Genomic DNA, 15,331 nt, shown 5'->3' with positions numbered 1-15,331 from the left:
ATTTGCTGAATTCGGCGAAAACGTGAATGATGTCGACCTAGGACGAAACGGAGCGAGAACAGGCCATCTTTTTACCTGTTTTTGAACATTTGAGGATCGGACATTTATGATAGAATAGATAAACATACTTTTGGGGAGAAGGAGATCAGGCTATGCGCATGAAGAATCTGCACCATTATACTGAACATCATCGCTACTGCGTATACAGGGAGTTTGGACTTAGTGCCCTGGATGACCGTATGCTTACAGGAGCATATCAGCCCATGGTAGGTGCTTTTGCGGTTGGCTTGTATCGGCTGTTGTTTCAGCATCTTCCCGGTGAACAGGTCGGTTATTCGCCGCTTGAACAGCAACGGAGGCTGTTCATGACGCTTGGCTTGGAGCCAAGTGAGAAAGGGCGCAAATATTTGTTAGAGCAGACATCCAAGCTTGAGGCAGTGGGGCTACTTCAGACTTCACGCCTATATATACCGGAAAATGATGATTACATCTACGAATATGAGCTGCAACCGCCGCTCTCTCCGGCAGAGTTTTTCCGGACACAGCATTTGACACTGTTGCTTCGTGACAAGATTGGTAAATTCGCAGTCCTTTCCCTGCGTTCCGGTTTCTCGGCAGTGGAAAATGGGGACGCGCCTTATCCGGCAGCCAATAAAGAGAATATTTCCGTTCCCTTTTACGATATATTTGAATTGAATACCCACGTAATTGATTACGAGTTGGAGCAGGCTTTGTCGGAAGTATCAACTACGGCCCAGCGGACAGGCACGAATGATGCAGCGGAAGAAAACAGTTTGAACTATGCCGACATTATTTTGCGTTTCCCGCGGGAGTCCGTCAATCGTTCTCATGTAGAACAGTTGCGTTTCGATCATGAACAACTGGGCATTGTAAATTATGTAGTAAACAAGTTTAACCTCAGTGTGCAGGATGTATGCCGTCTGCTGGATGAAGATGATATCTTTAGTCCACAGGGCCAACTGATTCTGGATGATCTTCAGCATAAGGCGAGCATGCAGTTCAGACAGACGAAGAAGCGTCATGAGCAACAGACCGTACAGGCGGCCAAGGTTGTGGCGCTGAGACAGCATATGGAGGAGCCAGAGCGGAAAGAAGACTCCGGTGAACCACCTGTTGAGCATGGGGTACAGATGGAATATTACGTCGAAGTACCTCCACAATTTATGACCAAGTGTGATATTCATCAATATAATATGATGTTGCGCAATGAGCCATATACTCGTCTGTTGCAGACGTTCTTCCCAGGTGCAGTACCGGACAATCTGATCGATATATTTGAGAAAATTGATCTGAGTTACAAGTTGCCGGGTGAAGTTATCAATGTATTGATTCATTATTTGATGGCATTGCTTGTATCCGGCGGCGAGCAGCGGATTAACCGTAACTTCGTTGAGGCGATCGCCTCCAACATGTTGCTCAAGCAGGTGAACTCCTACGAGAAAGCCGTCCAATATATTCGTGATCAGGCCAAGGTCAAAGGCAAACAGGCTGCTGGTGCAGCTGGAACCCGTACCCGTACATACGGCAAAGGAACCAAAGCCAAGCCCGAAATTCCGATTGTACAAGACATAAGCACCGATGGGGATGCCGTATCTGAGGAAGAGTTTGAAGAGATGATGAGATTTGCCCAGCAGATGCAAGCGAGTAAGCAAAAAGGAACATCTTAAATATTTTAATAAAGCCCAAAAGACGAGTCCTCCGATTAATGGAGACTCGCCTTTTTTCTATATAAGTTGAACTGAAGAAAAACGTATTTTCCGTCCAATCATTTTTTTTATTATTTTGCAGGATATTTATCTAATTTAAACCACTGCTGAAATTCTTTTTTTGTGATTTTTTTTACAGGCTTAACTTTTTTGCTTCCTGTATCGTATCTGAAAAGAATCCATTGATCTGAAGGATACTCACTAATATAATCAATACTTTTTCCGTTCTTATGCCATAATATTAGACCTGTGCTAATATAGTTGGTTGCCCGAGGGAGATAAACAACACTGTCTTTCTTAGTGTCGTATATTGCTAACGTGCTTTTCTCCGTATTTCCATAAGAAAACGCAATGATGTCTTCTTTTGGTGACCAATTATATGATGAAATGGTTTCGACATCTTGTTTACCTGCTTTTTCAAGACGTTCGTTTAGAATGGTGTACTTTCCTGTTTTAAGGTTCATGAGAATGAGGTTGCTGCCAGCACTTTTTTCGACTTGGATAGCAATCCATTCATTTGATGGAGATTGAGCAATACTAGTGATATCCAATAATTTAACTTCAAAATCTCCCGTTTGTAGGGTGTGCTTTTCTTTACCATGAGTAACTACAATGGTGTCAATGATGTTTTGTTCAAAATCGGCAGCAGCATCTAGCTTTAAGGTGTTCGCGGTTATCGTGATGTTGTCACCTCTCCAGACAATTTTGTTTGAGCTTATTGTTTTTTCAAACTTAGATATATTCTGGTATGTCGAAGCGTTCACAGATGTTGAGCCAGCAGCAATGTGTGCTATTTTATCAGAAGTATGAAATGAAGATGATGCAGTTGATAACGTGCCCATGCTACCTAAGACAATTACGCTTGATAATAAAACATTGGTGTATTTCATTATTATCTCTCCTTCAGTTGGGAGGCGGTTACGTGATGTTATTCCCTCCAGATCGTTGTGACATTTCAGAGAACTAGTTAACTTATAGTTGTTGCAGAAAGCAGTGGCTTGTAGACTACTCCAATCTTTGCTTATCACTATAAATTTGTAAAGATATGAAATCATAGAGATGATATGAAGTGAGATTTCAAAAAGGTAATTAGTTCTGTAAGTAACAAACCTTAAAGGTTGAATACATATTTATTTTATATTTATGTGGCCTTCTGACTCTCTCTGGTGTCTAATTCATTGTAAATCAAGAGGAGGTTCTCACCATGTCAGGAGCTCATGACACAAAAAATGTTTACCCGGATAAACAGGAAAGTATCACTAACTTTGAAAGTACCTATGAGCTGTATCGTCAAAGGATTTGCACGTACTTTTCGCTGAAATTGAATCCGATGGTTGCAGATGATTTGACTCAACAGGTGTTTTTAAAAGCAGTCGAGAATCTTCACCGATTCCAAAGGAAATCAAATTTATTTACGTGGATATTCAAGATTGCTCAGAATACAGTGAAAAACGAATATCGAAGGTTATCGCGAAAAAAAGAAACGCCGTTTGATTTTACAGGATATGAATCACAATCGATCTCCCTTGAATTTACGAAATATGTTGATTTTCGAATTGATATCGGAGTTGCGCTGAAAAAGTTAAATGAAACCGACCAGGAAATCATTGCATTACGCTTTTTTGTGGACTGCACACTGCTTGAAATATCTAAGATCGTAGGGATGCGTGAAAGTGCAGTAAAGAACAGACTCTACAGAGCTTTGGAAAAACTTAAAAAGGAACTGAAAGAATGGGGAGGCGTTACGATCATGTCTATTCAAGATCTGATTTCAATTGTTAATAAAGGTGAAAGTGAGGGATTGAACAATCATCCCGATAAAGTACACCATGATTTGTTCAATGAACTAAGTGATCATATTGAACGAATTTCGCTAAAGTACAATTATCATCCATCGCGAAAAGTGACGATTGAAGTATATCCTGATATGCCATCGTTTCACCAAGCGGTCGGAGAAGCAGATGCTCCGAATTGGTTCATGGGTACCTATGAAGGGAGTATTCTCAAAATTGTATCTCCATTAAATCCAGGACCGGAGCATACCTATCAATCGATTCTTAAAGGTACGGTTCACTTGTTCGCCATGTGGCTAATAAGTGAAATCAATCCGAAGGCTCCGAAATGGATAAGGCAAGGAATTGGTGGATATGAAGCCAAGCTGATGACTCAGGAATATATTGAAGGTACAACAGAAGAGGCTATCCACAATTTAGAGATCCCAACGTTCGAACAATTAGATAATGATACCTGGGATTTCGAAACGATGAAGGGTTTTCAGTTTTCGTTCCTATTTGTAGAGTTTGTTGTTCAACAATATGGAATAGACCAGTTAAACAAATTGATCCGTAACCCCCAGGATTTTAATGGTATCTTTCAATGTTCCGAGAAGGAATTACATCAGAAGATGGTAGAATTTATAAGTAAGTAACCCATACAAAAATGTATGTTGCCCGGGGGGAAGAACCGGGCTTTTTTTAACGTGGTTATAGTTATGGTACATGTACTATCAATAAATTGGATTATTTTGTATAATGCATGTAAAAAGAGGTTGTCTATGATTCCTATGGATGAATGTAAATAATACATATGGAGGTAATTAAGTTTGAGTACTCACTACTATTTCAGTTGGTTTAATCATTTTTTCCCAGAGAAGCTGGTCCATTGTTTGCAGGAGGATATACAAGATAGAAAATCACTTGTCATGATTAGTGCTGATCCGTCTGGTTATAAAGATGAGCCAATTAACATGGATGATATTTCTGAATGGACCTGGTTGAATCAGGCTAACATTATTTTTGATGAATATCATTTCATTGATTACCGCATGCAGAAGGAAGATGCCCAGCGATCCATTCAGAACGCTTCTGTCATTTTTTTATGCGGTGGATATCCTGTTCTGCAGAACGAATTTTTGGCGGAATATGAATTATCAGATGTTATTAAGAATAGCAATGCCGTTATCATGGGTGCCAGCGCCGGTGCCTTAAACATGGCTGTAAAATGGTTAAGCTTGAATAAGACGGATGAAGTTGAAACAAGTACAATTTATGATGGTATTGGCTTTGATCATTTTGCCTACGAATCTCATTCTCAACGCGACTACGCCACGTTTGTTCAAGGCTACCTGTTCCCCTTGTCTGAAGAGATTGATGTTTATGCGGCAGAACAGGAGAGCGCTATACGTGTAAAGAACGGCAAAATAGAAACAACGGGACCTGTATATTTAATTTCCCACTCAAAGATTCAGAAGTTGGTTGAGACACTCTAATTAGGGTGAGTGGCTGTGAGTTACATAAGTGATTCCTTTTGATGTATAAAATCTAGGCTAACAGGTCAGCTGTGATTCTACAGCTTACGCCGAAGTGGACGCTATAAGAAAAGCCGGAAATGTGATACTTCATCTTGAGAGCAAGAAATTTATTCCTAAGAACGAACTTACCTTATATACTACCTGTGAGCCTTGTCCCATGTGCACAGGTACAATCGTATTGTCTTTGATTAAAAAAGTGGTTTGGGCTGCAAATGATAAGGATATAGGTGCATTTAAAAAATTCAAGGAATTAAATAGCGAATTACCTATTTATAATGATTTGTTCCACGACATCGAGTTTGTTGCAGCCCCTTACAGAGATTTAGAATTGAGACAAAGAAAAATGTTAGCAGAATGGAACAACAGCCGTGGGTATACCGATAATCATTGGAATGATGAATTAGTAAATGAAATTGTTCAATAATAAATGAAACTTTGCGCCTGATGTATTAAGCTAACGGGAAACGTTAGCTCAATAACAACAAGAAAGCAGCTGATCATTGTGATTGGCTGCTTTTACTCAACTAACGGGCAGTTTTGCTGAATAGATCTGCTGAGTATGTGGAGCATCTGGCCTCTAACGGTTGATTGCGGACAAGAAAGATAAAAATCGTAAGGTAAAGGAGAAGTCTGGCAGATATGATTGCGAATAAAAACTACCCATGACGCACATGCGTCATGGGTAGTTTTTAATCATTTCCATACGTTCAGGAGGGGCCTTGTGAAATAGCGATGTCCTAATCACTTCGTTGGACAGACAGAGTTTTGTGTAAAAATGGCCACCGCCCCGGAACGACTATTCTTCGTATACATTTCCGAACCGCCTTACTTGACCGGCCCCATCCAGGTCGAAATCGTCTTCTGCTGGTGCGGCAACGGCGGTTTCAACTTCCCGTTATCGATCAAATGTTTCAAAATATAAGCGACCAGCCGACCTCCTCCGGTGTTACCTCTCACCATGTAAGCAAGCTGCGGCTCCAAATGCTTCGGCTGATTTTGCAGGAACAGGTTGAGCATTTTGTCGTAGAGCTTGCCGACAGCAGGCGCATAAAGAGCGGACAAATCCGGCATTGCCTTGTTCAACCGTTCCAACGTTTGCGGAGAGTCCATCCAGACCGCATTGAACTTGTACCCCTCCTCCGTCTTGCGGATGTATCCCTTCTCCAGCAGGAACGAATATTGCTCAGCGTTCTCTTCGTTGTCGGGCAGTTCTCCTTGTTGGAAAGCATGACAAATCTCGACATTCCGGTATTCCAGGAAACGCCAATCCACCTGGCGGTCGCTCCAGTGCGTATTGAATTGCCACAAGTATAAGGGAGTGTCTTCGACGTAGCGGAGCGACGGACCGAAGGTGATGTAACTACTCATATCAAAACCCGGATCGGCATAGTGGCTCCGATTTAACGCCGCATAGGCAATATATTGACCTCCGTCCTTTCGCATTGGTGCGACCGCATCGAAGTTGTCGCCCGCCGGCATGCTCCGCCAAGATTGCTCCTCGATGTTCTTGGGCAGCAAGGTCCAGAGCAGGAAGTTATAGTCACCGTCTGGAATGTACACTCCGCTGTCCTCTACTTGCCGGCGAACTTCCATTAACGCGTCGAAATGAACATCGGCCACTTCGGCGGCGCAATCTTGCCAGAGTTGATGACCAGCTACGGCTAAGTCGAAGAGGTCCCAGACGATGGTATTGCTTTGATATTTGCCGGGAGAGGTTTGGATGAGAAAATTGTAATCGGCCAGGTGCCGGACTTCGCCTTCCAGCAAAGACGGCGGCATTCCAAGCTCCTCCGCGATTTGATGTACGGTACGCGCCTTATGATAAGCCGCGTAAACGATATTTTGCGCCAAGGCGCGTCCAAGAAAATCGTTGGTTTCGCCCAGGCTGCCGGCCGAACCGGAATGGCCCATTTCCCCCATGCTGACCGGATTGACACTTAAAGTTCCTGTTGCACGCATACGTTTCATCCCTTTCCGTAACTTCTTTTTGGCCTCGCTCAAATGCCATTTCACCGTGCCTACAGGAATGTTCAGAGCAATCGCGATATCGCTGATTTTCAGCTCGTCGTAGTAATGCATGACCACGATCCGGCGATGGATGTCGGACAGAAACGCGACTTCTCGGCGCAGCTCGCGGTAAGCTTCGGTTACCAGCAACCGGTCAAGCGGCTCCCGGGAAGGGGCGGCCGACAGTTCGGACATGCCGTTGATTTCGAACGCTTGGGGAGCGTGCGCACGCTTTTTCAACCAATTCACCCAAGTGTATCGGGCAACCGTCCAGACGTAAGCGTCAAGGCTTCTAATGTCCCGCACCCCGGAGAAGGATTTCAACAACTGCAGCATAATCTCCTGAGCCAGATCCTCCGCCTCGGCCCGCTGCTTGACCCGGTTTAAGGCAAAACCGAAAATCGGTTTGACATAGCTCCGAATCGCTTCCGCCGCTTCTTTTCCGTTATTTCTATTTGAATCCATTTTACGCCTCCATAGTTGCATCTGTAATTCCTGACAATTATATAGTGTGTCAGGCGAAATAAAGGTTGGGATTATTTTTTTAAAATTTGGACGTCCTACCGGATCACTCATACACGTATAATTACAAACATCAGGATTAGGCCATTTAAATGGTTAAAGAGACGTTATGAACTTTTTTTAAGTATATTGGAAAAGAGTTAAACAAGTTGAAGATTACTTTAGATATAAAGTTCTCACTTTGAGTATATAAAGATACTTTTTTTCTTCAACTATGGGAGGATACAAACTAGGAGCACGAGCCGAAGTTCTTCTTCGGGTACTTGGGGTACTCCTTCGTTCCGTAGTTAACCAGGAGTGGTATATAATCCAGAAAATACGGACAAAAAAAGCCCTAAAGGGCTATTCCGTAATTCTCATAATAAACTTTTCCTAGCACTCTCATTGGTAAAAGGAATTTTTTACTTTAACTCTCCCTTGTAGGAGCTTGAGTAGCAACTTTCCATTTACCTTCCTCATAGGTTAATGTTATTTTTGCAGAGAGCGCCCCCTCATTGGCACGATACTTACTGACCTCTATGGCAATGTTATGATCTGATTGCTTCTCCTGCTTTTCAATTTTCAGTAAAATCCCTTTTAGCGTGTTTTCAGACTGTTCAGACAGTCCTTCTTCAATCAATTCTTCATAGGTTAAGTTATAAACTTTTACGTTATATTTGCTGTGAAGGTAATCCTCAATGCTTTTCTTATCAGAATTCTTTAATGGAATTCCTTTATCAAAATCTAATGAGATATACTCCATATTTTCATTAAGAGCCGTATCTGTTGAAATTAACTCCTCCAACGCCATACGATAAGGTTCACCTAGTTCATTCTGCTGACTAGAGCCAGTAACACCACCTGCGCAAGCTGATAGTAAAAATAACGCTACAACACTGAGAATAAAATACACTGTCTTTACTTTTATGACAATCCCCTCCTTGGTACTCGTTACCTAAATAAACGTAATGATAACGAGAAATGTTGGATTTCAGTTTAAAAAGCAGCCCAATTTGACCTGCCTAAATAAGTTAGCAATTAGGTAAATGGCAAGAATCGTCTGTTGGCAGAACTGTAATATCAGAAGAATTTATGATTTTAATAGGGGATAATGATTACTTATTATTCCAGATATATGCTACTCTCTTTTTATTCCATAGTTTTCTTAACGGAAAAATGGAAATTTAAATGTTGGGGGTAATTGCTTGCTTCTATCCGAACGATTGCTAATTGCAGCAAGTCTGTACCCTGAGGAACCTGCGTTAATGCGATATGGGCAAACGATGAGTTATGGGGAGCTTAACGGTCTAGTTGAAAGACTGAGTCATGCTCTGTATGTTAAAGGACTCCGGGCCGGTGATCGCTTTGCCCTTTTAGGTGATCCAGATCCCCAGCTCGTTGTTGCGTTTTATGCAGCAGTTGGGATCGGTGCTATACCACTCGTGTCGTCTCCTTTGCTAACAGTACCTGAACTCGCTGCCATATTTCAGGACGCAGAACCACATATGGTTATTCATGATGACCAACATGCTGAAGCCGCTATCGCCACAGTAAAGCTTCTTGGTTATTGTCCAAAACTGTTCACGACTGAAGAAGAAGGGACGAATAGCAGTTCGCTCGCTGCTCTTTTACAGCAGGAACCCGCGTTCTATCCAAAGGACCATTTCAAACGAAGTGTGGACGATACGGCAGTCCTGATTTATACGGGCGGGACAACTGGTTGGCCAAAAGGGGTCATGCATTCGCATCGTGGTATGGCTGCTTGGAATCAACTTACGCCTTCTGCAGGCTTCGGTCATGATCTCAAGCGTCGTGTGTTAGTGCTCAACCTATCCCATCTGGTGGGCCAGTTCCAGTTGTGGGCGACCATGGCTGCGGGAGGTTGTCTTGTATTCCTAGACGAATACCCGGCGGATGTAAACCGCATTATGGAAGCTATTGAACGTGATCAGATTACACAACTCAGCACAGTAGGCCAACTGCTTCGGGATCTTACTCGTGAGGCATCTGTCGGGGGGAGAAACTTGAAGAGTCTATCGCTTATTGGCTGCGGAGGGTCCATTATTTCCCCGGATACACTACAGGAAGTCGTATCGCAATTTCCTGAAGTTATCATTGTGAACAACTACTCACAAGCGGAATGTGGAATGTCTATAAGCCGCCTTTTTCCTGCTCAGCATATAGGCGATCCTCATCGCCTTCGATCCGTAGGTCGTCCTGCTGACTTGGCTGCCCAAGGTGAGCAGGCCTTCGAAGTTCGGATATTAGATACGGACGGAAGTGAGACAGTTACGGGCGAGGCTGGAGAAATCGTTGTTCGAGGTGCACAGACCATGCAGGGGTATTGGCGCCAGTTGGAGGTTACTGCCGAGACCATGTCCGATGGCTGGATTCGAACTGGGGATGTCGGTTGTCTGGATGTCGAAGGTTATCTTTATGTGTTTGATCGCTTGAAGGATATGGTTATTGTGGACGGTTCCAATGTGTTTTGTGCCGAAGTTGAGCATGTTATTGTGAGCCATGAGGCGGTAAGCGAGGCGGCCGTAATCGGACTTCCTCTTCCTGACGAAGGCGAGGAACTCGTTGCTTTCATAGTATTACGGGAAGGTGACAGTTTGGATCTGACGCGGGTGCGGGCGTTTTGTGAGCTACACCTTGCTCCGTACAAATGGCCGACTCAACTGTTCATTGTGGATACTTTGCCGAGAACAGCCGTGGATAAAATAGACAAAAAGCAGTTGCGCAAGCATCTATCTTCAATTTTATCCGAAGGACTATGCTAACGGGAAATGCTGTTTAATAGGCTGTTGGGTAGAATATTTATTGTTAGATCAACAAGAACAGCCCTTCAACTTCCTTTTGGAAGTGAAGGGCTGTTTGTTTTCATTACTGTTATCCTGATGTATACAAAAAATACTTTGCAGTATTACCTCAGAATCGTAGTAGCCTGGTTACCTGCGTAATCCTCAATGACCAGCTTCAAAGAGCTGTTGCTGGACGCTGGTGTGAAGGTCAGTTCACTTAGCTTTGTTCTTCCCCGAATGATATACGGGAATTTCTGCGAAACGTAAGTGACTCCGAACTCGCGTGCCACCCCATTTTCATATACATAGATCTTGTACCAATCCTCCAGATCCGGCAGGGCAAGCGTGTACTTCCCATCTTTTACCGTGACCTTATCCTTGGCATATGGTGTAATCTGAAGATCTGCGAGCTGTCCGGTATGGGTAACCGGATTCTGCCCGCCAATGGCGATATTCAGTACATAATGTTCACCGTTGGTTGGAAGTCCGGTCAGAACGGCAGAGGATTTTCCTTTTTTAACCTGAAGCGACTTGGTGAAGGGTTTATTGGTGTATTCGGTTTCTAGTGTGAGTTGGATAGACTCATTGCCTTTACCCTTGTCTTTATTTTTATCTTTATCCGTATTCTTATCTTTGTCTTTCCCTGTATCTTTTGCTTTCTTCGGGTTGTTCCAGCTTACAATGGCATCGCCATTCTTTTTGAATTTCACATCAATATTCTGAACGGCTGCATTCAGATCATAAGGCAGGACGGTTGCTTCACTTTCGGTACCATCTGCACCAACAGCACGTATGGACAGTTCTCCAGAAGGCTGTTTTAGCGATTTAATATAAAAAGTGGAATCATACACACCGCCAACATAGGCACCATTTTCATACAAATTGTATTGCTTGACCTCTGAATAGTCCTTCATGTTCCATGCAACAACCAGTTCGTCGGTGTTGGTCAGTGCTTTGGCAATATGGAAACCGGTAGGTGCATCCGGTACAGCCGCTGAACCGTCGGAAATGCGGATCTCGCCAATATTCATCTGGTAATTCTCAATCGCTTTGCCATTCGGGTCAAAGGACAATCCCATAGCGGCAATGGTTTTGCCTTGATATGCGCTCAAATCCAGCGAAGTTGTCTTCCAACCTGTAGTATGCTGGCCTGACTGAGGCACTTCCACATTGACCACGTTGGATGGATCGTCTTCGAAGATTAACCCAACATACAGGGAAGAAGCATCGCTAGTGGACGGTTTGTTATACGTCAGCTCCAGTTTGGATTGTACGTTGACGGACAGGTCGGTCTTGTACAGGCGAAGGAAGTTGTCCGTGTTCAATGTACCGTTCACCACGAGAGAGCTGCCGCCATTAAACGCACCGATGGAATTATAGTTGTACCTTGCGCCTTTCTCATAAGATGGACCGTAGTCAAAATCAACACTGAGCTTGTCACCTTCACTATCCATCCACCATTGCCAAGTGACAGGGATATCCTGAATGTTGATATTGGACCATTCCTTGTCGTTCGAGACAGCGCCATCTTCATAATATTTCAGACCGTGACCTGTATTGAAGCTGGTCGCAAAATTAGAGCCGTTGATGACGGATCGCTCGGTGAGATAAGCGGCAATCCCATCCCAATTCGCACCGGAAGCATACACATCCGACAGATCGGCAGACGCATTACGACGTGCATCTGTCGGGTCTTGATTTGGACCAGACCACCAGGCACGATCACGTACAAAGGTCATCCACTGGTACTCATCCTCAGCTCGGTGATTGGTACTGCCATCGCCCATCTCTTCATCCAGGGCGTTGTGGGTGAAGTCGGCACCCAGTGTCGCGATGCTGTTCATCGGTTGACCGTTCTCATCCAGGTTATGGCGCAGGTCATAGGATTGCTTCCAGCGGCCGAATTTGTCATGTCCACCTTCGACACCAGCAAATACGGTTTCCAGTGGATCCAGTCCCAGGCTAAGGGCATGATCACGGGAATCGCGGAGCATCTTGTGGTTCCATACATAATTCAGGAAGATGGAATCGGAGACTCTGCCGAGAACGGAATCTTGTACAAAGGGGCTGTTGAGCCCATTGAATTGGTTCTGGTATTGAATTTTGCCTGTTGTATTGATGGTGGAGTCATACCATTGAACGTACAGTCCCTTATCTCTTAGATACTTCATGAATTTCTTGTAGGAAGCGATATCCTCAGGGGCTACACCCCGGGCAACCTCTTCCTGATTGAAGAAATATCCATCGTAGTTGTAGTATTCCGCCATCTCGGCCAGTTTCTCGGCCACAGGGAAATTACCGTTTTCATCCTGGATCAGCATTTGTTTGTACGTCTGTGGTCCACGGTCATTGTCTGAGAAAAAAATGTTGGCAATGGATTTGACGCCATTTTTGTGGGCTGCGTTGGTATAGGCCGGATTCGGAATGTTCAAAATGCCAAACTCGAAGTATTTCTCCGTCCATTCTTTACTCGGATCGTACAGCTCCTCAGGTACTCCCGCAGAAGCCATGCCGTGCCAATAACTGTAGTAGTCTGTATATTGCCAATAATTAAACAGATACTGGCTGAATTCATTGGTATAAGGTGTGCTATCAAAGAATGCATTGCCGTAATCGCCGCTCATCGTGAATAGCTGGGTATCCGGACTAAGCTCAGGATAAGCCTGTGTGGCAGCGAACGCTTCATTACGGGGCTGCAAGGGAACATGGGCACGAAGTAAATCGCCATGGATATCACTTTCCGGTGTCCAGTTCAGAATCTGGGCCGAGGTGTATCCATGTTGATAGGGCTGATTCACCCCTTTGGCACTTTCACCGGTGTAAGGGAGCGTGTCTCCGGCATAAACGGATGATGCAACAACTTGTCCAAGCAGAGCCGTAGTCAGGACCATGGCGGTTACCTTAGGAATGATGCCTTTTGGTTTGAGTTTGCGTGTCATGCTGTTCCTCCTTGAAGTGGAATGAATGTAAGGTATTCTTTTACACAAAGCTAAACTTATGGTTAACGATAGTGGATGAAAGCGTTTTTAAATAGGGTGAAATTAAAGAAACACAGATATAAACTAAAGAAAAGTTGCAGGTGACAAGTTAATGTCAGAAGCCTAATGATATAATTCAAGTTAGGAAAACAGCATCGGAGGGAACATGCGATTTGAAAATTGTTAGCGTTTACAATAATTTCTTCAAAAATAATATGTTTATGAAAATGCTCCTGATCTTCTCGATGATATCGATTGTCACGATCATTACATTGTCTTATATCATCTTCCTGTCGGTGTCCGACTCCACGATTCGCCGGGAACTGGCGATCCAGAAAGCGGCGATGGAACATGTGGATCGGTACATTCATCAGCAGTATGAATCGGTGCAAAACATGGTGAGGGATATGCATCAGAATGAGGCGCTGTCCGCCAACATTACTTACCTGATGAATCATTCGTACGCTGAATATGTTCAGCATATGACAAATGGATATTACGCCAATCAGGATGACTATTCGGCCGATGTGTTGAAACATTTTCAGAACATTATGGATCGCAATTCGCAGATTAACCAACTCATGTTGTATAGCGCCGAACAGCAGGATCTGTCTACCTTTAATCAACACAAGCAGTTCCGCAAGCTGGACGCCAATGTAGCTCATTCCTATATTCCGGACGTGATGGCGATGGAAACGCCCAATATCAGTGCACCTAACTACTGGATACGCAAAGAGATTAATCAATGGGACCCTGCGCTCTACTCCATCCGCGTACCGATTAACAATACACAGACTCTACGGAATCTGGGCCAATTTCTTGTCTTCTTTGACTCAGAAGGAATCGGTAACGCGCTGGACAACTACGAGAGTAATCTCAAGGGAGAAATCGTGGTGTTATCGGCCAAAGGAACAGTCTTGTTCGACTCCAACAATCAGTATTACGGGAAAAAGTACCCTTACGTGAATGTGGCCGATTCCCTGTTTGATCAGACGGATATGGATTCGATGAAAAAGGAGCAGAACATGTATGTGAACAAGTTTGTCTCCGCGGATCAGGGTTATGTGGTCATGGGTACCGTTCCGGTAGAAGAGATGGCTGAAACCTATGCGGGCATTCGCAATACCATCATCTCGATCAGTATCGTCTGTATTTTATTTGCCGTGCTGGTTCCGGCATTTTTCATTATTAACTTTGCCAAACGAACCCGTCGAATTATTCGCTTCACCCAAAAAGTGAAATACGGCAACTTCACGGCTCGCATCGACGATCCGCGTGATGATGAACTGGGGCAGATCTCACATAGCTTCAACGATATGTTGGACGAGCTAAATCTCTATATTGAACGAGTCTACAAAGCCGAGATCAAACAGAAGGAGACCGAGCTGGTCGCATTACAGGCGCGCATCAACCCTCATTTTCTCTACAATACGCTTGAAGTGATTCGGATGAGGGCGATATCCCAAGGGGCGAGAGATGTTGGCGAGATGATCTATAGTCTATCCGTATTGTTCAAGAGCCTGGTACAGCAGAAGAAAAATTATACGTTGAAGGACGAGATGGAAGCTTGTCGCTTGTATCTGGAGTTATTCCGAATCCGCTATAAGGATATTTTCATATATACGATCCAGATCGATGCTGCATATTATCAACATCCTGTGGTCAAACTTTCGCTGCAACCCATCATTGAGAATTATGTCGTACACGGCATTCAGACAGAACGTTCGGATAACCGATTATCGATTGTTGTAGAAGAGACAGATGATGTGGTGCAAGTGGAAGTTAAAGATAATGGCAAAGGCATTGAACCGGCACGCCTGACGGAAATCCTTGAAGAACTGGAACGTCCTGAAGAATCTGGTCAGATGTTTGGGCTGCGCAGTGTCCATAGTCGATTGCGCTTCCTGTATGGGCCAGAGTTCGGTATCACCATAGAGAGCACCCTCGGAGAAGGAACACGGATCAGGGTGCGTTATCCACATACAGAAGGGACAGGTGTGTAAT

The 15,331-nt window shown here is 44.0% G+C and carries 9 protein-coding genes and 1 pseudogene; 6 read left to right on the top strand and 4 right to left on the bottom strand.

Annotated elements, in window-relative coordinates:
* The first annotated feature begins 152 nt into the window (after nucleotides 1-152).
* A complete protein-coding gene (locus tag MHB85_RS25675) occupies nucleotides 153-1,688 on the top strand; it encodes a helicase DnaB (protein WP_105601288.1) in 1,536 nt (511 codons plus the stop codon).
* 110 nt (nucleotides 1,689-1,798) lie between these two features.
* On the opposite strand, the gene MHB85_RS25670 is transcribed toward MHB85_RS25675, so the two are convergent.
* On the bottom strand, nucleotides 1,799-2,617 hold the full coding sequence (locus MHB85_RS25670) for a hypothetical protein (RefSeq protein WP_105601286.1): 819 nt from the start codon (nucleotides 2,615-2,617) through the stop codon (nucleotides 1,799-1,801).
* A gap of 314 nt (nucleotides 2,618-2,931) precedes the next feature.
* On the opposite strand from MHB85_RS25670, the gene MHB85_RS25665 reads away from it, so the two are divergent.
* The 3 genes and pseudogenes from MHB85_RS25665 to MHB85_RS25655 form a co-directional block, all read left to right on the top strand.
* The gene (locus tag MHB85_RS25665; protein WP_341073910.1) at nucleotides 2,932-4,155 is read left to right on the top strand and encodes an RNA polymerase sigma factor; all 1,224 of its coding nucleotides are present in this window, start codon (nucleotides 2,932-2,934) and stop codon (nucleotides 4,153-4,155) included.
* Nucleotides 4,156-4,329: 174 nt separating this feature from the next.
* Nucleotides 4,330-4,995, top strand: coding sequence for a Type 1 glutamine amidotransferase-like domain-containing protein (locus MHB85_RS25660; RefSeq protein ID WP_105601284.1), 666 nt, complete (start codon nucleotides 4,330-4,332; stop codon nucleotides 4,993-4,995).
* A gap of 82 nt (nucleotides 4,996-5,077) precedes the next feature.
* Nucleotides 5,078-5,461 (top strand): annotated as a pseudogene (locus MHB85_RS25655) (deaminase); the annotation flags it as partial.
* Between the two features lie 401 nt (nucleotides 5,462-5,862).
* Here the strand turns inward: MHB85_RS25655 and MHB85_RS25650 are convergent.
* Complete coding sequence (locus MHB85_RS25650) at nucleotides 5,863-7,509, bottom strand: RNA polymerase sigma factor (RefSeq protein WP_192135906.1); 1,647 nt, start codon at nucleotides 7,507-7,509, stop codon at nucleotides 5,863-5,865.
* A 463-nt stretch (nucleotides 7,510-7,972) separates the two neighbouring features.
* Nucleotides 7,973-8,458: a hypothetical protein gene (locus tag MHB85_RS25645; protein ID WP_192135908.1), complete on the bottom strand. Its 486-nt coding sequence runs from the start codon at nucleotides 8,456-8,458 to the stop codon at nucleotides 7,973-7,975.
* A gap of 292 nt (nucleotides 8,459-8,750) precedes the next feature.
* On the opposite strand from MHB85_RS25645, the gene MHB85_RS25640 reads away from it, so the two are divergent.
* The gene (locus tag MHB85_RS25640; RefSeq protein ID WP_192135911.1) at nucleotides 8,751-10,328 is read left to right on the top strand and encodes a class I adenylate-forming enzyme family protein; all 1,578 of its coding nucleotides are present in this window, start codon (nucleotides 8,751-8,753) and stop codon (nucleotides 10,326-10,328) included.
* Between the two features lie 143 nt (nucleotides 10,329-10,471).
* On the opposite strand, the gene MHB85_RS25635 is transcribed toward MHB85_RS25640, so the two are convergent.
* Entirely contained in the window at nucleotides 10,472-13,288 is a 2,817-nt protein-coding gene (locus MHB85_RS25635) for an endo-beta-N-acetylglucosaminidase (protein ID WP_341073909.1), read from the bottom strand.
* Between the two features lie 212 nt (nucleotides 13,289-13,500).
* On the opposite strand from MHB85_RS25635, the gene MHB85_RS25630 reads away from it, so the two are divergent.
* The gene (locus tag MHB85_RS25630; RefSeq protein WP_105601276.1) at nucleotides 13,501-15,330 is read left to right on the top strand and encodes a sensor histidine kinase; all 1,830 of its coding nucleotides are present in this window, start codon (nucleotides 13,501-13,503) and stop codon (nucleotides 15,328-15,330) included.
* Nucleotide 15,331 lies beyond the last annotated feature (1 nt).

Source organism: Paenibacillus sp. FSL K6-4396 (assembly GCF_038002525.1).
Classification (GTDB): domain Bacteria; phylum Bacillota; class Bacilli; order Paenibacillales; family Paenibacillaceae; genus Paenibacillus; species Paenibacillus amylolyticus_B.
The sequence above is the reverse complement of the archived record's forward strand: the minus strand, read 5'-3'. Positions and strand labels throughout refer to the sequence as shown.

Excerpts from the sequence above, each read along its gene's own strand:
- MHB85_RS25670 (WP_105601286.1), bottom strand. The coding sequence starts at position 2,617 with ATGAAATACACCAATGTTTTATTATCAAGCGTAATTGTCTTAGGTAGC.
- MHB85_RS25650 (WP_192135906.1), bottom strand. The coding sequence starts at position 7,509 with ATGGATTCAAATAGAAATAACGGAAAAGAAGCGGCGGAAGCGATTCGG.
- MHB85_RS25675 (WP_105601288.1), top strand. The coding sequence starts at position 153 with ATGCGCATGAAGAATCTGCACCATTATACTGAACATCATCGCTACTGC.
- MHB85_RS25635 (WP_341073909.1), bottom strand. The coding sequence starts at position 13,288 with ATGACACGCAAACTCAAACCAAAAGGCATCATTCCTAAGGTAACCGCC.
- MHB85_RS25665 (WP_341073910.1), top strand. The coding sequence starts at position 2,932 with ATGTCAGGAGCTCATGACACAAAAAATGTTTACCCGGATAAACAGGAA.